General features: G+C 37.7%; 14 protein-coding genes. 4 read left to right on the top strand and 10 right to left on the bottom strand.

The window, feature by feature from the left end; genetic code table 11:
* The first annotated feature begins 6 nt into the window (after window positions 1–6).
* Window positions 7–1,125 carry an FAD-dependent monooxygenase gene (locus J2T03_RS02620; protein ID WP_307209256.1) on the top strand — a complete coding sequence of 373 codons (1,119 nt, stop codon included), beginning with the start codon at window positions 7–9 and terminating at the stop codon, window positions 1,123–1,125.
* Window positions 1,126–1,177: 52 nt separating this feature from the next.
* Here J2T03_RS02620 and chrA read toward each other — a convergent pair whose 3' ends face one another.
* The 10 genes from chrA to J2T03_RS02570 form a co-directional block, all read right to left on the bottom strand.
* Window positions 1,178–2,302, bottom strand: coding sequence for a chromate efflux transporter (chrA, locus tag J2T03_RS02615; protein WP_307209254.1), 1,125 nt, complete (start codon window positions 2,300–2,302; stop codon window positions 1,178–1,180).
* Window positions 2,289–2,720 carry a DoxX family protein gene (locus tag J2T03_RS02610; protein WP_307209253.1) on the bottom strand — a complete coding sequence of 144 codons (432 nt, stop codon included), beginning with the start codon at window positions 2,718–2,720 and terminating at the stop codon, window positions 2,289–2,291. Before J2T03_RS02610 ends, chrA begins: the two co-directional genes overlap by 14 nt.
* Before the next feature lie 79 nt (window positions 2,721–2,799).
* Window positions 2,800–5,589: a multicopper oxidase domain-containing protein gene (locus tag J2T03_RS02605; RefSeq protein WP_307209252.1), complete on the bottom strand. Its 2,790-nt coding sequence runs from the start codon at window positions 5,587–5,589 to the stop codon at window positions 2,800–2,802.
* Between the two features lie 89 nt (window positions 5,590–5,678).
* Complete coding sequence (locus J2T03_RS02600; protein ID WP_307209250.1) at window positions 5,679–6,152, bottom strand: DUF3347 domain-containing protein; 474 nt, start codon at window positions 6,150–6,152, stop codon at window positions 5,679–5,681.
* Between the two features lie 115 nt (window positions 6,153–6,267).
* Complete coding sequence (locus tag J2T03_RS02595; RefSeq protein ID WP_306842799.1) at window positions 6,268–6,648, bottom strand: HYC_CC_PP family protein; 381 nt, start codon at window positions 6,646–6,648, stop codon at window positions 6,268–6,270.
* Window positions 6,649–6,836: 188 nt separating this feature from the next.
* Entirely contained in the window at window positions 6,837–9,038 is a 2,202-nt protein-coding gene (locus tag J2T03_RS02590; protein WP_307209248.1) for a TonB-dependent receptor plug domain-containing protein, read from the bottom strand.
* 44 nt (window positions 9,039–9,082) lie between these two features.
* Entirely contained in the window at window positions 9,083–9,892 is an 810-nt protein-coding gene (kdsA, locus tag J2T03_RS02585) for a 3-deoxy-8-phosphooctulonate synthase (RefSeq protein WP_306842803.1), read from the bottom strand.
* Window positions 9,893–10,115: 223 nt separating this feature from the next.
* Window positions 10,116–10,646 carry a DUF1697 domain-containing protein gene (locus tag J2T03_RS02580; protein ID WP_307209246.1) on the bottom strand — a complete coding sequence of 177 codons (531 nt, stop codon included), beginning with the start codon at window positions 10,644–10,646 and terminating at the stop codon, window positions 10,116–10,118.
* Window positions 10,647–10,656: 10 nt separating this feature from the next.
* Entirely contained in the window at window positions 10,657–11,706 is a 1,050-nt protein-coding gene (locus tag J2T03_RS02575; RefSeq protein ID WP_307209245.1) for a hypothetical protein, read from the bottom strand.
* A gap of 165 nt (window positions 11,707–11,871) precedes the next feature.
* Window positions 11,872–15,357 carry a glycosyltransferase family 117 protein gene (locus J2T03_RS02570; RefSeq protein ID WP_307209243.1) on the bottom strand — a complete coding sequence of 1,162 codons (3,486 nt, stop codon included), beginning with the start codon at window positions 15,355–15,357 and terminating at the stop codon, window positions 11,872–11,874.
* Window positions 15,358–15,579: 222 nt separating this feature from the next.
* On the opposite strand from J2T03_RS02570, the gene J2T03_RS02565 reads away from it, so the two are divergent.
* The 3 genes from J2T03_RS02565 (at window position 15,580) to J2T03_RS02555 (ending at window position 18,921) form a co-directional block, all read left to right on the top strand.
* A complete protein-coding gene (locus tag J2T03_RS02565) occupies window positions 15,580–16,617 on the top strand; it encodes a PLP-dependent cysteine synthase family protein (RefSeq protein ID WP_307209241.1) in 1,038 nt (345 codons plus the stop codon).
* Window positions 16,618–16,696: 79 nt separating this feature from the next.
* Window positions 16,697–17,959, top strand: coding sequence for an aminotransferase class I/II-fold pyridoxal phosphate-dependent enzyme (locus J2T03_RS02560; protein ID WP_116012617.1), 1,263 nt, complete (start codon window positions 16,697–16,699; stop codon window positions 17,957–17,959).
* Window positions 17,960–18,033: 74 nt separating this feature from the next.
* Window positions 18,034–18,921 carry a DMT family transporter gene (locus tag J2T03_RS02555; protein ID WP_307209239.1) on the top strand — a complete coding sequence of 296 codons (888 nt, stop codon included), beginning with the start codon at window positions 18,034–18,036 and terminating at the stop codon, window positions 18,919–18,921.
* Window positions 18,922–18,949 lie beyond the last annotated feature (28 nt).

Below are 18,949 nucleotides of genomic sequence, written 5' to 3'. Positions count from 1 at the left end.
ATTCTGATGAACACCATTTCAATCATAGGAGCCGGAATTGGCGGACTGGCTTTGGGAAATATCCTGAAGCAGCATTCATATGATTTTACCATCTTTGAAGCAGCTCCGGAAATAAAACCTGTAGGAGCCGGAATCATGATGGCCGTTAATGCCATGCAGATTTTTGACAGGCTAGGTTTAAAAGAAAAAATAGAAAATGCGGGAAATAAGATTCATGGAATTTCCATAACCGATGAATCTTTAAAACCTATCACAAAAACCAGTATTCCTGCGTTGGAAAAAAAATATAATTCCTGCAATGTAGCCATTCATAGAGCGGAACTGCAGAAAATACTGGCTGAAAATATCGGGAATAAATATATTAAGCTTAATCATTCATTAAATAAGATCGAAAAGAACGGGAACTATTCTTTATATTTTGAAAACGGAACTCAAGCAGAAAGTAAAATCATTTTTGGGGCAGACGGTATAAAATCCAGGATCCGAAACCAGATTTTGAATACCGGAACTATCCGGAATGCCGGACAGAAATGCTGGCGCGGACTGGTAACATTTGATTTACCGGAACAGTTTGATCAGGAAGCCATTGAATTGTGGGGAAAAGGAAAGCGCTTCGGTTTTGTGAAGATTTCAGAGAAAAAGGTATACTGGTATGCTCTGATCAGTGAAAAGAAGCATAAGCATTATCTGGGTCTGTCTGAAAATTTTAAAGAATTTCATCCTCTTGTTTCAAATATTATTGAAACCACTTTAGAGGAATGCATCATTCTCAATGATATTACAGACCTGTCTCCTATTCCATCATGGTATTCTGAAAACCTGTGCCTGATCGGAGATGCTGCCCATGCAACCACTCCGAATATGGGACAAGGAGCCTGCCAGGCTATTGAAGATGCCTACATTATTGGAAGATTACTGGAAGACAGCAAGGATTTCAATGCTGTTTTTGAAAAATTTCAAAAGATAAGAAGGAAAAAGGTAGATTATATCGTTAATACCAGCTGGAGAATCGGAAAAATTTCACAGTGGGAAAAGGGAAATACTTTACGTAATCTTTTTATGCGGTTGATTCCGGATTTCACTAATCAAAAACTGGCAGAGAAGATTATCCGGCTGGAAATGTAAGCCCAATGGAAAAAATAATTTCCAAATCCAATAGGAACAGAAAGCCTTGCTATTAAAGCAAATTCAATACATATCCCAGAGACGATCCCAATAAAACAATCCAAACACTATTGAGTTTTTTGAATCCGAAACTTAGTACTAAGCATATTACCGCTATAAGAACTGCCCGCCAGTCACTGATGCTTTCTTTTGCCATCACATAGCAAACGGAAACAATTATTGCTACAGATGCTATATTCACAGCATCCAGGAATTTGGAAAAAAGACTTGAATCCCGCATCATTTTTACAATGGGATTTAGTAATGCAACAAATATAAATGACGGTAAAAAGATACCTACTGTAGAAACTGTAGCTCCCGACCAACCATTGATCTGATACCCAATAAATGCAACCGAAGAAAATACAGGCCCCGGTGTAAACTGTCCCACAGCAATTGCGTCTATAAGTTGCTGTCTTGTCAATAAGCCTTTTTCTACCAGTTCGGCATCCAAAAAGGCAAATAACACATAGCCGCTCCCATATAAAATAGCCCCTATTTTAAGAAATGTCAGAAACAGACTTATATTGAGAGCTGAAAATAAATTAAAATCTGAAATCTGTAATATGCCAAGAGGTAAAAAAGAATTGATCGTTTTCCTGTTTGAAAACAATGATAATCCTATAGCCACTATTCCAGCACCAAATAACAGCAATATTTCATTGACGCCCATTAAAGCCAATATTAATACAGTGAAGCCAATGATTCCAAGCTTTATATTTTTTAATGATTTTTTTGCCAACGGTAAAATGGCTGTCAGAATAATTGAAATAATAGCAGGCTTAATCCCATAAATAAATGGCTGAACCTCAGGAAGCTGTCCATATTCCTTATAAAGCCATGCAAAAAATAATGTAATAATTACTGCCGGAAATATAAAACATAATCCGGCCACAATCAGACCTTTCCAGCCCGCTCTGTCCTGTCCTATATGCATTGCCATTTCGGTACTGTTGGGTCCCGGGATAAGGTTCGTGGCTCCCATCAGATCCAGGAAATGCTCTTCGCTCATCCACTTTCGTTTAACCACCACTTCCTGCTGCATCATAGCTATATGTGCGGCCGGGCCACCAAATGCAGTAACTCCCAAAGTAAGAAAAACACGGGCAAGTGTCTTCAGTTCATTATTCCTGTTCACGGCTTATCAAATTTTTATCTATTGAAAAATTACCACTTCCAAAATACAGTAAAAAGATCAGAAGCATCGTCATTACAAAATCTGTTCTGTATTCATGGGCAAAAGCCCAAAAGCCTTTGTCCAGAAAAGTTGGAATTTTTGTGGTGATAAAAGCCACTATCATAATAACCAACAAAGGGAAAGCCGCCAATCTGGAGATAAAACCTAAAAGCAGTAAAATTCCACACACAATTTCAACCACACCTACTGCTGATGCCCAAAATTCAGGGTTTTGAAAACCTATTTTTGCAAATCTTCCGGTACCTACACTTTCGGAATTAATAAATTTCTGTAATCCTTCTGACAAGAAAATTAACCCGGTTATTAAACGTAAAATGAATAACGGAAGCGGTTTTGTCCGAATAATCCTGTTGATCATGATTAGCTCATTTTATACAAAAATATATTATATTTTGGATATGAAAATAAAAAAGGAACCCGAATTGAGTTCCTTTTATCTAATATGTCAGGGTAATTCCGGCTCCCCAGCCCATTTCATTATCATAATTCCCTGAAACAGAAACCCATTTCTGTAGAATATATCTCAGTCCGGTTGAGAATTCTCCGTCAGAATTGAGGCTGAAATTTCCTCTTATTCTTCTGGATATCGGAATATCTTCGCGACTTAGTTCCAGCAATACTTTTCCGTTCTGGTCTACGCTTGCATCTGCTGTAATCAGCATGGGTAAAAGATATTGTACCCCAACCATGAAAGCATATTTGTCTTTTGAGGCTTTCTGCTGTCCGAACCACGATTTTTCCCCGTGAAATTCCATGCCCATATCTTCTGCCATTTGTCTTTCCATGATCTCATGGTTCTTCTGGATTCTGAGCCCTGCATATGGAAGTGCCCACTGGAATTTCCCAAGGAATCTTCCTACTTTCACATTTCCTTCAAAATGATCAAAATCCCAGTTGGAATGAAATTCGTTCAGGTTGGCCCATCTCGGTCCAAACATTGTCATCGTTTCCGCATGCACTTTATTGCTTGCAATATCCAGCATTGCCATAGAACTGATCATCCTGTTGTCCTTCAGGAAATTTTTCCAGGCCAGTTTTCTGTCAGGCAGTTGTGGGTTTGGCTTTGAATTTTCATAGCTGAATATTCTCCCCATTCCGGCCATCATATGGTATAAAATATGACAGTGGAAAAACCAGTCACCATCCTGATTGGCGGCAAATTCAATTGTAGTGGTTTCCATCGGCATAATGTCTACCACATTTTTCAGGGGAGAATATTCTCCTTTTGAATTGATCAGTCTGAAATCATGACCATGAAGGTGCATCGGGTGGCGCATCATCGAATTATTGTACATCTTAATTCTCAGGATTTCTCCTTTTTTAACCAAAATCTTATCTGTTTCCGTAACCGTTTTATTGTCTAAAGTCCACAGATAATGGTTCATATTTCCTTCTAATGTAAACTTCAGCTCTCTTACATTTTCGTCCGGAAAAATAGTTTTTTCAGGAGATTTTAAGAGGTTGTATGAAAGTCTTTTGATTGATTTTTCTTCCTTCATATCCGTTCCTGCATGATTTTCGTGCCCGGTCTTCGAATGATCTTCTTCCTTAGTCTTAACGCCCATCATTTCATTCATGTGCTTCATCGTCATTTTCCTTTGGCTCTCGGGAAGTTCGGGATACATCACTTCATTCATATCCATCATCTGATTGCCCATCGTCATATTCATCGGTTTCATATTCCCGCTCATTTCCATCATTCCGTTCATTATTTTCATCCCTTCAAAAAGCATCAGCCTCGGAAGATTAGGTGCTTCCACTTTTTCACCGGACCCCAGCCACAGTGAAGCGTGTCCTACCCTGTCTTCTGATGTGGAACGGAATTCAAAACTTTTGTTTTCAGGAACGGTAACTTCAATGTCATAAGTTTCTGAAACTCCAATGATGAGGCGGTCAACTTCTACCGGAACCACATCATTTCCGTCATTTCCCACTACCTTTATTTTTCCGCCTCCGTAATTCAGCCAGAAATACGTGGACGAACCGCCATTGGCGACTCTTAGTCTCACTTTATCACCTGCTTTCAGATTGGAATAGGCAGAGCTTGGAACTCCGTTGATGAGGAATTTATCGTAATAAACATCACTCACATCCATAGCTTCCATCCTTTTCCATTCATTTAAAGCTTTTGTCCCGAAATTTCCGGATTTAATGGCTTCCCAATAACTCTGTACCGCATTTTTCTTAATTGCATACCAGTCTGTATTGGCCATATGAAGCCTTCTCGCAATCTGCATCGGGTCTTCATCACTCCAATCACCTAATAATACAGGGATTTCTTTGGTATAAGACGGTTTAGGCTCTCCCTCTCTTTTATTGAATACCAGAATACCGTTCATCCCGATCTGTTCCTGCAAAGCTTCATGGGAATGGTACCAATACGTTCCGTTTTGAGAAACTCTGAATTTGTATAGATGAGTTTCTCCGGGTGTTACAGGTTTTGTGGTAAGGTATGGAACCCCGTCATGTTCATTGGGAAGAATCACCCCGTGCCAGTGAAGCCCTGTGTTTTCCTTAAGCATATTGTGAAGATAAATCTCCGCTGTGTCCCCTTCCGTGAAATATAAGGTCGGAGCCTGCAGCTTTCCGTTGATCGCAATTGCTCTCCGATTTTTCCCTGTAAAGTTGACAATCGTATCTTTTACATAAAGATCATACCTTACTGTTTTTCCACCGAAAGTAACTTTTCCGTTTTCAGAATTTCTTTTGAATACGGATCCGTCTGTTTCCGGTTCTTCTAAAACTGTATGCTGATGATTCTCTTTTTCCACCAATTCCATTCCGCATTTGGGACATTTCCCTGGTTTGTCTGAAGTAACTTCAGGATGCATAGGACAAGTGTAAACAGCATCAGACTGGGATTTTGGCTGAGACTTAAAAGTTTTAGGCTGAAGATTAGGTTTTGTTTCAGGCTTATCTTTTCTGACTTCCTGAACTTTTGGTTTTGCATTAACCTTTTTTGCCTTAGCCTTAGGCTGAATTTTAACTTTATCCTTATTGGTCTTAATTTCTGCAGGTTTTTGTACTGTTTTCTTCTCAGGCTGTGGTACAGCTTTCGGTTTTACCACAACGGTTTTTTTTACCAGCGTCATTTTGCACTTCGGACAGTCTCCGGGTTTGGAAGATACTACCTCAGGATGCATCGGGCAGGTATAATAAGTTTTCGTTGTTTGTGCGAACGTAAAAACAGAGAACAAAAGCACCAGAAATATGATCAGTTTTTTCATAATATTCCGAACTTTTTAAAAGATGTAAAGCTTAAAGTAAAATATAATTTAAACTATACAACTTATTGTTTTAAAATTAAATACAATAATTATTTCATTTCTGACTTTACACTTCCGCAAGAAAGCATAGATTTTCCGTAGTAAGGATTTACGATCTGCTTTTCATCGCTTAACCAGCTGGAATCAGCCATTGGACAATATTGCACATAAACCGGTTTTTCTGAAAGCTTAAATTTTTTTGTCAAAGCGATCATGTTCTCAGAAAGATTGGAAAAGGTTTCTCTCTGGGCTGCAATATTCCGCGCATCAGAGATTACTGTGGCATCTTTTCTTAAAATATTAAGGTTACCTTCAGAAACCGATTTGTAATCTAGGGTTGAAGCTGTCTTGATAAACTCTGCAGCGGCTTTTGAGGTTTTATCTGCGTCATCAGAGGCCAAAGCTGATTTAATGGCAATATAATTCTGATATAATTTTGAAACCTGGACGTCTTTTTTAGACTGTGCAGAAAGTGAAATAATTGAGAATAAAGATAATGCTGCTGTGATGATATACTTTTTCATTGTTTTAAATTTTAGAATTAATTTTTAATAAAGAATAATTGAAACGCATCATGCGCCGGGCCGTGTTGCCTGCGAAGGTATGATCACCTGATTCACACCAGGCAACAGACGGATCTTAAATTCTAAAATTACAATGATTGATATAGATAGGAACAGACCTGTATTCAGGCGGTCCATTGATTCTTATCTGTGTAAATTTTGTAGCTGAAAAAGATTGGTCCGTAAAGAAAAACCGGTGCTGCGTTAATGCCGGAGCGATCTGACTAAAAAAATTAATCATCAGCAGATCGGATTTTTGAGAATCATCTACTTTTACGACCTTTATTTCAGTCTTACAGCATCCTTTTTTTTCTTTGACACCACATTTCTCACAGATATCTGTGGTTTTCTGGCTTACGGAAACAAATTCCTCCATACAGAAATGTACGCTGAAAGCTGCTCCGGAAGAGAATCCAAAGTAGAAAACAGAGAATAATATGGCAAGAATCTTTTTCATTGATAGGACAAAGTTAAAAATATCCCGGAAACCGCTGTTATAAAATTCTGTATACTTGTTATAAAATTCTGCTCAATGAAAAAAAGCTTCCGAATATTCGGAAGCTTTTTTTATTTTGTACTCTCACTGATTTTGCAGATTGAGCAGATTTTTATTGTTTAGCAAAATTCTAACTTCTAGCCTCTATTCTACAGTTTGAATTCAAGCTTTACATTGAAAAAACGTCCCGTAAGTCGCACCGGAACCGGATACATTACACTTGAGTTGTAATCCGTGATCCACTGATTGGCAACGGTATTATTGATATTGAATGCATTAAACACCTGAACGCCTAAGGTTAATTCTTCGAAATTACCCCAGAAGCCATAACGCTTTTTCTTGTCTTTAGAATCAATAAATACTTTTGAAAGTCCTAAATCAACTCTTTTATAAGCAGGCAATGTTCTCTGGTACTGATATGGATCTGAGAAAACGGGTGCCCCATTCGGAAGTCCCATTGCATATACCAATGTAAGATTGACACGCATGGACGGGAATTTCGGCATATAATCCTGATAGAACATCGCAAATCTGAATCTCTGATCGGTAGGTCTCGGAATATTTCCTCTTCCGTCGATACTTTCGTATACCCTGGCATAACTTGCTGATAACCAAGAATCTACACCCGGAACAAATTCCCCAAATAATCTGGTATCAATTCCATAGGCATATCCTGAAGCATTATTCTTCCCTGAATAACGGATTCTTACATTATCCATGTAATAAGGGATCAGATCATCCATTTTCTTATAATAGGCTTCTGTAGTCAGCTTAAATGGCCTGTCATACATATAAAACTCATAATCGTTGGCAAGAATTAACTGCATGGAACGCTGAGATTTTATATTGGAATTGAAGTTTCCATCAAGATCTTTGATTTCCTTGTAAAATGGTGACTGGTAATAGATTCCTCCGGAAAGCTTGAAAAGCATATCCGTATCCCAGTCAGGCTTTATTGCAAACTGGAATCTCGGTGAAAAGATGGTTTCTTTATTGAAACTCCAGTTTGAAACTCTGGCTCCTGCATTAACGAATACTTTACTAGCTCCCCAGTAAAATTTCTGAGAATATTGCGCATAGGCAGAAAGCCTTGAAGGTGTTATTTTATTTTTGCCTGCAATCTGATAAAACAGTTCCAGATCTCCTGATGCTCCTCTCGGATCATCAATAGGACGTGGAATGCTGTATCCTGCAGCATCTACCAACTTCCATTCATTGGTATTATCGTTCAGATTTTCTTTTTCGTACTTAAATCCAACTTCAATATCGGTATTGATATTAGGAGAAAATTTTGCTCTGAACTGGGTTCCGTACGTTCTTACAAACAGGTCATTTCTCGCATGTTCTATCTGCCCGCCACCATCAAAAGAAGGATTTGGAGCTCCTGTCACAAGATCAAAAGTCTGGATCTCATAGCTTGAGGCAATGGAATAATATTCTTTTTCTCTGTTCTGATAGGCAAAACTATCCAATGTAAACTTCCATTGGTCTGAAGGCTTATAGTTCAGGGAAAAAGTTCCCATCATATTTTTATACATATCCTGCTCCCGTCCGCCATAGCCAATGTTTACAGTAATCGGCTGCTGAAGGCTTCCGAAAGTTACACTCTTGGCTTTTGGAATCATTTCATAATCGTTCTTGGAATAGTATCCAATGAATGACATGGAGAATTTATCGTTGAGATGATAATTGATGTAAGACTGGAAGTCCCAATAGGTAGGATTAAAATCCGTATCCTCATTCAGTGTATTTAGAACTAAATTGGTATTTCTGTATCTTCCTGAAAATAAAGCAGTCAGTTTTTTATTTTTTGATGCTAAGCCAGCAGTCAGTCTTCCTCCTATTAAGCTCGCTTCCCCTGAAAGTTCAAATTTTTCAGGTTCGCGGTAGTAAATATTCAATGCTGAAGACATTTTATCTCCGTATTTCGGTTCAAATCCTCCGGCAGAGAAATTGACAGTTGAAACCATATCAGGATTGATGATACTCATGCCTTCCTGCTGTGAGTTTCTGATCAGGAAAGGTCTGTAGATTTCAATATCATTAATATAGATAAGGTTTTCATCATAGTTTCCGCCACGTACCATGTATTGGGAAGAAAGCTCAGTATTGGAGTTTACGGAAGGAAGTGTTTTAAGCAGACCTTCAATTCCTCCACCTATGGTAGCAATTCCTTTTGCATCTTTTGCTGAGATTTTTACATTGGTAATGTCATTTGTTTTCCCGATCACTTTTTTCTGGAAAACGACTTCCTCAATATCGGTTACTCTATCCACAGTATCTTTTTTTCTGTTTTGAGAGAAAATCAGCACGGGAACCATAAGGCTTAGTGGTAAAACTAGTTTTTTCAAAAGAAATATTTTAAGAATTTCTAAAAATAGGGATTTTTTAACAATTACAAAATTGATTCTCTAATTCTTGTTAATTTCTGTAACAAGTCTTCTAATAAATCTAATCTTAACATGTTGGCTCCATCTGACAAAGCAGTTTCGGGTGTAGGATGGGTTTCAATGAAGATTCCGTCTGCACCTACGGCAATTCCTGCTTTAGCTACCGTTTCTATAAGGTCCGGTCTTCCGCCAGTAACTCCGGAACTCTGGTTAGGCTGCTGCAATGAATGCGTAACATCCAAAATAACCGGGGCATACTGTCTCATGGTAGGAATACCTCTGTAATCTACAATCAGATCCGTATATCCGAAAGAATTTCCTCTTTCAATAATAGCTACTTTCTGGTTATTGGAATCTGTAATTTTCTGAACAGCAAATTTCATTGATTCCGGAGAAAGGAACTGTCCTTTTTTAAGCGTTACGCATTTCCCCGTTTCTGCTGCAGCCACCAAAAGATCGGTCTGGCGCACTAAAAATGCAGGAATCTGAAGTACATCAACGTATTGAGCAGCCAGTGCAGCGTGCTCATTTTCGTGGATATCAGTTGTTGTTGGAATATTAAAGGTCTCTCCTACTTTTCTAAGAATCTCCAGGGACTTTTCTTCTCCGATAGTTGTAAAAGAGTCTACACGGCTCCTGTTGGCTTTTTTAAAGCTTCCTTTGAAAATATATGGGATATTGTATTTGTCTGTTATATTAATTACCTTTTCTGCTATTCTCAATGCCATATCTTCGCCTTCAATGATGCACGGACCGGCAATAAGGAAAAAATTTTTTGAATCTTTGTGGTGGATATTATCTAAATATTGGATCATTTTTATGTAAATTAAAAAGTTCAGTAAAAATACTTATAAAGTTTCAGAATCGAAAATTATTTGAGATGTAAGATGAGAATCAAGAATTAAGAACCGAGAGCCCAGATAATAGACTCTAGAGATTTAGGGTTTAGGGAATGCAACATGTCTTTGAAGATTAAATCATATTTATAATTTAATAAATATAATGAGCTACAAAATCAGCGAGAATAGCAGTCGGGTATTAGGAGCACATTTTTTTCAGGATCTTTTCAAAAGTATTGATATTGCGGCTGGTGAACTGATCTTTAAGGCTTTTCTTTCCCAGAATTTTGCCAAAAGAAGAATCTAAAGTATTTCCTTTCGGGACCTGCCAGTAAAATATTTCGCCAACGATCTCGGCTTTTTCGTTTTCAGCTTTGGAAGCAGCTTCAAATTCTGCATTCAAAATATTTTCTATTCCGGGATTTCCTACAAAGGCATAAATATGCTGATTATCTTTTTTCTCAAAAGGAATACTGTTCCAGAAAACTTCCGTTTCTTCCTGAGATTTTATGAATAAGAAGGCTTCATAAGAAAAATGGTCGGACATCGCTTTTTCTAAAATTTTCTTTAAATCTCCTGCCTTTTTATCAGAAGAGAACACAATATTTCCGGAGGCCAGTATCGAACTTACATCCAGCATTCCGGCATCTTTAAAAACCTGGCATACATCAGCCATTTTCATATTGGTTCCTTTTACGTTTACGCCGCGGAGAAAAGCACAGTATTTCATTTTTTAGGGATTAGGGTTTAGATGGGTTGGAAGTATTAGTATTGGGAGACAGACTTGTTCTCCTGTGTTGATTCCATTCTGCATTTCCTTTTTCGATAAAATCCATGGTCTGAAAAACAGCCATTGGAAGAATATAGAATACAATCAGAAGGGAAAGCCACAAATTCCGTTTTTCTTTCTGCTCCAATACAAAAATAAGAACGGGAACAAAAAGCAACAGCTGCGGTATCCAGTAATATAAGCCAGATAGGCTATTTTGAGAAATGAAAATAATTTGTTGCATCCAGCCGAAAACAAAGATCATCCATAAAAAACAGTTTCTTTTTTCTCTTTGCCTGATAAGATAAATAAAACACAGCAGTTCAAAAATCAGTGTAATAATGGTTACCGGATTGAAGTTTCCGGGAAGTTTCAGCATTCCCCAGAAATTTCCAAAGTTTGTCAGGAAATGATCAAAATTTTGCGCAAAAGTGAAGGTATATGCATACCATTCTCCGAAGTACAACCAATTAAAAGAAAGTACGGATAAAATGCCCAGAATTCCTCCAAGTACATATTTCCATCTGATTTTTCGGTTCCAAAAAACATCGACAAGAAATATTATTCCCAGAAAAATGACGGTATCGATCCTTGTAAATATGATTAAAACCGGAAAAAGAACCAGAACCCATTTTTTATCTTTATTGAATCCATAGTACAGAAGTGCCATTTCCAGAAAGAAAAGTATTCCGTATTCCGTTCCAAGAATAGAAATTTTAATGGAAGGTGGTAATATGCTGATTAAAAATATAAAAATAGCTTTGTGCCATGGGTTTTTAAGGGTCAGATGAGCAAGAAGCAATGTTCCTATGGTAAAAAGTATGGAATTGAAGATCAGCAGGGGCTCAATAAAATATTCTTTTCCGAAGATCAGATTGAAAAAACAGGATACAAAAATATAGAGATGGCTGGTAGAAGCTGAAACCTTGGTTTCTCCGTTGAAACCTATTATTCCATAATCCAACAAATTTTGAGCTACCCGCCAGGTAATGAACGCATCTTCCTGGATATAGTGAGTCAATAAAAAGAGAAGTTTAAAAACAACTATAAAAATTACGGCATAGATTGGGAGTCTATTATTTTTATTTTGAGTCATCATGTATTTTTAATATCACAAATATAATCTTAAAATTTATGAATCCCAATAACAAAAAAACGGAACCGAAGTTCCGTTTTTTAAATATTTTTATTGTGTTGCTTTAATGATGGCTGTAGTGATCTGATCCTCTTTCTCTTTTGAGTAGGTAGAATCAAAAGGTTCCATCACATCAAATAAATACTGGTAGAAAGGAGTGATCTTCTGTACATTTTCAGATTCTTTCATTGCCTTTTCTTTGCCCATCTGTTGAAGTTCTCTGATGAAAACATTGAATTTCTTATCGATCGGCTCTATAGATTTCACCAGATAAGCATAAGCCTTTTCGTTCTGTCCCAATTTCTTATAAGCATCTGTAACAGCAGCTACCACAAGGGAATATTCCATAGGTTTAGATCTCATCTGTCGTCTTGCAAAATTCTGATCAGCTCGTGAAAGACTCAAGTAATAATCGTATTCCTCAAAAATACCTTTTTTCAGAAGCTCTGCCAGCTGCAGGCCTTTCTTCTCCTGTCCTGCAATAATGTATCCGGTGACCATAGAGCTCAATGATCTGGGATCATTAAACTTCTCAGCAGGAATTTCTTTTGAGGCAAGATCCAATAATTCCAAAGCTTTAGCTTTCTTTCCTTTTAATGCCAATGCTGAAGCTGCTCTGCTTGCTGACATTCTGTAGCTCATAATGTTTGAAGTAGCAGTTTCGTCAAAATGAGTATTCAAGTCTTTAAAATTCCCCCATCTGAAGTTTTTCACGACATTGTAAAGGGAATTGACATCCACTCTTCCCATATCTCCGTCTGCATTAGGAGCTGTATGAATAGGAACCAGCCTGTAACTGAATCCGTCAAACTGAAGATATTCGTCAAGATAAAAGATATTTTCACTGTCGTAGATCCCTCCTGATGAGAAGTTGATTGGACGTTTCCAGTCGAAATTGGCAAGCATATCCAGCATGATCAGGTTGTTTTTATAAAGCGTGTTTCCTTTATAAGTGATCATAATCTGGTTCACAACATCCGGAAGATCTGCCTGGGTGATGATTCCTGCTTTTAAAGCATTTTCTTTATTAACCGGAAGAATGAATTTGTTTACCGGAAGAATATTATATTTCTCAAATTTTTCTTCCCCGAAATACATTTTCAGAAGCTCATCCTTTTCAGGAGATTTGAATTTAATAAAATCAACAGCCTCTTTCAATGTCAGTGAATCCTGTGTAAGATATTTTCTGAAAGCTCCAAATTGGGTATCAGGAACACCCTGTTCTTTCAGCATAGAGAAAACGCCTTCCCAATCTTCTTTCTTCATCATATAGATCTGGTCGTTTACACCGTCTCTGTAGTCCTCGTGAGTCAGTTCGCTCGGAATTCCTGCTGCATTATATGTTTTTCTTTTTATCTGATCCAAGTTCCAGGGAGTTGAAGCAAGGGTAAAATTAACCACCTTCACATCATCCCTGAATCGTTCTGTTTCCTGGATGGCCCAGACAGGGTACGTATCATTATCTCCGTAAACAAACAAAATATCGTTTTTAGGAAGTGACTTTAATACTGAATAAGCATAATCATAAGCTGTATATCTGTTGCTTCTGTCATGGACACTGTAGTTCTGGAAGCCCATTATAAAAGGTACCCCTAATAAAACAACTCCTAAAGCAATATTCGCTCCATTAGATTTTATCTTAGACTGGATAAACCATAAAATAGCTCCGGCTCCAAGCCCGATCCAGATCGCAAAGGCATAGAAGGAACCCACCATCGCATAATCTCTTTCTCTAGGTTCAAAAGGTTTTACGCCTGTGTAGAAAATAATTCCGACACTTGTTAAAATAAATAATGAAAGCAATGCATAGAATCTTCCAAAGTCTCTGTTCAGCTGGAAAAAGAAACCGATCAGTCCTAAAATCAGTGGTAAAAAGAAGAATTTAACCGTACTTTCATTCTTGAATTTAGCCGGCATCTTATCCTGGTTTCCAAGCAGTGCATTATCGATGAAAGGAATTCCGGAGATCCAGTTTCCTTTGGTGTTTTCCATATTTCCTTCAAGGTCGTTTTGTCTTCCCACGAAGTTCCACATCAGGTATCTTACAAAGTAATACCCATTCTGGAAGGTAATGAAATAGTCCATATTCTGGGCCAGTGAAGGCTTCTGAACATTGATCAGGTTGTATGGCTTCACTTTAAGATAATCTGCTGCAGTGATGGATTTATCTTCATATTTTGCTCTCAATTCATCAAAAATCTGCTTGGCCTGTGGATTGTCGGCCACATCTTCATTAGCGTAATTGTAGGTAAAATCAGGAGCTCCGTACATGGAGATGTAGTTCGCCATTACATCCTTATCTTCATTAAACATTCTCGGCATTAAGCTGATCTGAGACTGGCTGAATGTATAATTGAACCGGTCTCCTGTTTTTCTGTAGGTTCCGGTTTTTTCATCCTTTTCGTAGATCTCACCGGTTTTCTTTGTTTTGAAGCTTCCGTCTTCATTTTTCTCAATCCCGTTGGCATCAAGGAAAGCAGTATAATTTTGACCGTAAATGGTAGGCCAGTCTCCGTACTGTTCTCTGTTATAATAATCCAGCATACCGATGGCAGTATCAGGATCGTTAAGGTTCATCGGGGGATTCGCATTGGCCCTGATGGGAATAACCATCCAGCATGAGAATCCAATGATCATAAAAACTACTGACAAAGCAGCAGTCTGATATATGTTCTTCTTAGCTTTTCTTGCATATTTAATGATAAAATAACAAGCTGCTGTCATTAAAATAAATGCAGCAATAGTTCCTGAGTGGAAAGGAAGTCCAAGTCCGTTGACAAAGAATATTTCCAGTCTACCGAACATCGTCATGATCAGCGGGAAAATAATTTTGAAAACAATGATCAGAATTCCCAGGGTAATCGCATTAGCCCAGATAAAGTTTTTCCAGGTAAATTTATAGTTTCTTGCATAATATACCAGGCAAACAGCCGGTACCGCAAGCATCCCCATCATGTGTACGCCTACAGAAAGTCCCAATACAAAGAAAATAAGGATGATCCATCTTTCACTGTCTTTCGCCAGGTATTCGTTTTCCCATTTGGTAATCAGCCAGACAAGAAGCGCAATGAACATGGAAGCCATGGAATATACTTCTCCTTCTACAGCAGAAAACCAGAAAGTATCTGAAAAAGTAAAGCATAAAGCACCTACAGCTCCTGCAAAAAGAATGGAGATTTCCTGGTGTTTTGTAATTTCATCAAAGTCTTTGTTCAACAGCCGTCTTACAAAATGGGTAATCGTCCAGAATAAAAATAAAATCGTCAACGCACTGAACAATGCAGACATCGCATTGATCACAATTGAATAATTTTCACCTTTCCCTAAAGCAAAAATGGCTGCCACGGCACCCAAGATCTGGAATAAAGCAGCTCCGGGAGCATGCGTTACTTCAAGTTTTACAGCTGAGGAAATGTACTCGCCGCAGTCCCAGAAACTGAAATTGGGTTCTATGGTCGACAAGTACGTGAAAAATGCAATGACGAAAATCACCCATCCTAAAACGGTGTTCCATTGCCTAAAAGTCCAATTTTTCATAGTATTAAATCAATTACGCGAAAATAAGGCTTTTATACCATTCTGTGGTGTTTTTAACAAAATTTAAAAATTTTGGCGTAGTATTTGCGATTATACTTCAGCTAAGATTGCAAATCAGAAAATAAATTTTGCTGAATCGCTGGCTTGAAATCAAACAAAAGTTTAGTAATTATTTATTTTTTTGTATTTTTGCGGTCAGATTTTTATTGAAAATAACAAATAATGAGTAATGTTTACGATAATATTCTTGGCCTAATAGGAAATACTCCTATGGTGAAGCTTAATACTGTTACAAAAGATATTCCTGCAACCGTTTATGCCAAGTTAGAATCATATAATCCTGGACATTCCACAAAAGATAGAATAGCACTTCATATTATAGAAAATGCTGAACAAAAAGGTTTATTAAAGGAAGATTCTGTAGTTGTAGAAACTACTTCAGGAAACACCGGATTTTCTATAGCGATGGTCTGTATTATCAAAGGATATAAATGTATTCTGGCGGTAAGCGACAAAACGAAGCCCGAAAAAATTGCCTATTTGAAAGCATTAGGGGCTACGGTATACATTTGTCCTGCCAATGTGGCTGCAGATGATCCCAGATCTTATTATGAAGTAGCTAAAAGAATAGCTTCAGAAACACCAAATTCAGTTTACATCAATCAATATTTTAATGAATTGAATATTGATGCACACTACCAGACCACAGGTCCTGAAATTTGGGAGCAGACAGGAGGTAAGATTACCCACCTTTTTGCCTGCACTGGAACGGGTGGAACATTGTCCGGTTCGGGTAAATTCTTAAAAGAAAAAAATCCGGATATCAAGATTATCGGTGTGGATGCTGACGGTTCTATCCTGAAGAGCTACCACGAAACAGGAGAAATCCATAAAGAAGATGTTCATCCTTATCAAATTGAAGGAATGGGGAAAAATTTAATCCCTTCTGCTCTTCTTTTTGACAAAGTAGATGAGTTTGTAAGAGTAAATGATGAAATGTCTGCGTACAGAACCCGTGAAATAGCCCTTAAAGAAGCTATCATGGGAGGATACACAACAGGAGCCGTTACCCAGGCACTGATTCAGTATGCACAATCACACGAGCTTACCAAAGATGATATTATTGTCCTGATCTATCCTGATCATGGATCAAGGTATATTACTAAGGTATACAGTGATAAATGGATGGCCGAACAGGGTTTTGTAAATAACTGCGTACACAATTACGATGAAGTTTTCAAGACAGAATTTATTAAATAGATTTAAATAAACCACGATACAAATTAAGCCTTTTGTGTTCTGCAGAAAAGGCTTTTTCACTTAAAAATTACGATACAAAATGTTAGATATTTTTGACCGCATCAAACAAAATCCAGGTCCGTTGGGACAATTCGCTGATTACGCTGAAGGATATTTTGTTTTCCCAAAACTGGAAGGTCCAATTGGCCCAAGAATGAAATTTCAAGGTAAGGATGTAATTTTCTGGAGTGCAAATGATTATTTAGGACTTTGTAATCACCCGGAAGTTTTAGAAGCTGATGCAAAAGCAGCTGCGGAATTCGGAATGTTTTATCCGATGGGAGCAAGAGCTATGTCCGGTGAAACCCAGCAGCATCAACAATTGGAAAAAGAATTGGCAGAATTTACTCAAAAAGAAGCTGCTTATTTATTAAATTTCGGTTATCAGGGAATGGTTTCAGCCATTGATGCATTGGTTACAAGACATGATGTAATTGTGTATGATGCTGATTCTCACGCTTGTATTGTAGACGGAGTTCGTCTTCATATGGGGAAAAGTTTTACTTTCAAACATAATGATATTGCAAGTTTAGAGAAGAACTTAGAAAGAGCAACTAAGGTTGCCGAAGAAAATGGAGGCGGAATTCTGGTCATCACTGAAGGTGTTTTCGGAATGAGAGGAATGCAGGGAAAACTGAAAGAAATCTGTGATCTGAAATCAAAATTCAATTTCAGGCTTTTGGTAGATGATGCACATGGTTTCGGAACTTTGGGTAAAACCGGAGCCGGAGCAGGTGAAGAGCAGGGCTGCCAGGACCAGATTGATGTATATTTCTCTACTTTTGCCAAATCTATGGCAGGTTTTGGAGCTTTCCTTTCGGGAGATGAAACCATCATCCGATTTTTGAAATACAATCTTCGTTCTCAGATTTTTGCTAAATCTTTAACAATGCCAATGGTAATTGGAGGTTTAAAAAGACTGGAGCTTTTGAGAACCCGTCCCGAAATTAAAGCGAAATTATGGGAGAACGTAAGAAAACTTCAAGACGGTCTGAAAGAGAGAGGTTACAATCTTGGAAATACCAATACCTGTGTAACACCTGTTTTCATAGAAGGAACTACAATTGAAGCTACTCTTTTAGCTAAAGACCTTAGAGAAAACTATGGAGTTTTCACGTCAGTAGTGGTATATCCTGTAATTCCTAAAGGAATGATTTTATTAAGATTGATCCCGACAGCTTCTCACACAGATTCAGAAATTAATGAGACCCTGGCTGCTTTTGACGGTATCCGTGAAAAATTAACTTCCGGACACTACAGAGAAATGGAAAAACAAATGAATATCGAATACAAGCAAATGTAATACGATATCGTCATATAATACAATAGAAAAACCACTGATTGACTTTCAGTGGTTTTTTATAAAAATAAACTGGAATGAAATTAAAGGGTTATTTGTTAGGCATATTATCGTCCGTTTCATTCGGACTGATCCCTATTTTCATCCTGCCGCTGAAGCAGACCCATTTTTCTATGGACATTACGCTGTTCTATAGATTTTTGTTTTCTGCCTCAATGGTTGGCGGATATCTGCTGTATTCCAGAGAAAGCTTCAGAATCAACAAAAAAGAAGCTCTGATCCTTGCTGTTCTGGGAGTCTGCTATGCCCTTTCTTCAGAATTTTTATTCATTGGCTATGATTTTCTTACGCCGGGAATTGCTTCTACCGTCCTGTTTATTTATCCGGTTATTGTAGCTTTAATTATGTTTTTCTTTTATAGAGAAAAGCTCACAAAACTGTCTATAGTATCTCTGTTACTGGCTTTTGCAGGGGTTATTGTTTTATGTTTAAAAGAAAATGGTCTGGAGGTCAATTTTGCAGGTCTTGGAATTGTGATGCTGAGCTCATTATTTTATGCCCTTTATATGGTGATCGTTAATAAATCTGACCTTAAAGTATCGGGATTCAAGCTTTCATTCTACTCTATGCTTTTCACTTCAGCATTTTTTATGATAAAAGCTTCTGCCGAAGGTGAATCTTTTGCCATTCCTTCCGTATCCATCTTTTTAAATTTTATTGTTTTTGCTTTTCTCACCACCGTCATTTCAAGTCTGTGTTTGGTATATGCCATAAAATATATCGGCTCTACTCCGACTGCTATTTTAGGAGCATTGGAACCTGTGGTTGCAGTGATGGTAAGTGTTCTTATGTTTCATGAAAGATTTACCTTAAATCTTCTTATCGGCATTACGCTCATCCTTTTAGGGGTAACCTTTAATGTTATTGCAGACAACAGGAAATCGAAACTTACTCAGCCCACATAAAAATGACTGGCTAACAATTACTATTCCA

It is taken from the genome of Chryseobacterium lathyri (assembly GCF_030812195.1).
GTDB lineage: Bacteria > Bacteroidota > Bacteroidia > Flavobacteriales > Weeksellaceae > Chryseobacterium > Chryseobacterium lathyri_A.
Note: the sequence above shows the minus strand (reverse complement) of the source record. Positions and strands in the feature narration are given on the sequence as shown.

What these genes read in the sequence shown, in the direction of transcription:
- J2T03_RS02620 (WP_307209256.1), top strand. Translation starts at nt 7, where the DNA reads ATGAACACCATTTCAATCATAGGAGCCGGAATTGGCGGACTGGCTTTG.
- J2T03_RS02560 (WP_116012617.1), top strand. Translation starts at nt 16,697, where the DNA reads ATGTTAGATATTTTTGACCGCATCAAACAAAATCCAGGTCCGTTGGGA.
- J2T03_RS02555 (WP_307209239.1), top strand. Translation starts at nt 18,034, where the DNA reads ATGAAATTAAAGGGTTATTTGTTAGGCATATTATCGTCCGTTTCATTC.
- J2T03_RS02610 (WP_307209253.1), bottom strand. Translation starts at nt 2,720, where the DNA reads ATGATCAACAGGATTATTCGGACAAAACCGCTTCCGTTATTCATTTTA.
- J2T03_RS02570 (WP_307209243.1), bottom strand. Translation starts at nt 15,357, where the DNA reads ATGAAAAATTGGACTTTTAGGCAATGGAACACCGTTTTAGGATGGGTG.
- J2T03_RS02605 (WP_307209252.1), bottom strand. Translation starts at nt 5,589, where the DNA reads ATGAAAAAACTGATCATATTTCTGGTGCTTTTGTTCTCTGTTTTTACG.
- J2T03_RS02595 (WP_306842799.1), bottom strand. Translation starts at nt 6,648, where the DNA reads ATGAAAAAGATTCTTGCCATATTATTCTCTGTTTTCTACTTTGGATTC.
- kdsA (WP_306842803.1), bottom strand. Translation starts at nt 9,892, where the DNA reads ATGATCCAATATTTAGATAATATCCACCACAAAGATTCAAAAAATTTT.
- J2T03_RS02600 (WP_307209250.1), bottom strand. Translation starts at nt 6,152, where the DNA reads ATGAAAAAGTATATCATCACAGCAGCATTATCTTTATTCTCAATTATT.
- J2T03_RS02580 (WP_307209246.1), bottom strand. Translation starts at nt 10,646, where the DNA reads ATGAAATACTGTGCTTTTCTCCGCGGCGTAAACGTAAAAGGAACCAAT.
- J2T03_RS02565 (WP_307209241.1), top strand. Translation starts at nt 15,580, where the DNA reads ATGAGTAATGTTTACGATAATATTCTTGGCCTAATAGGAAATACTCCT.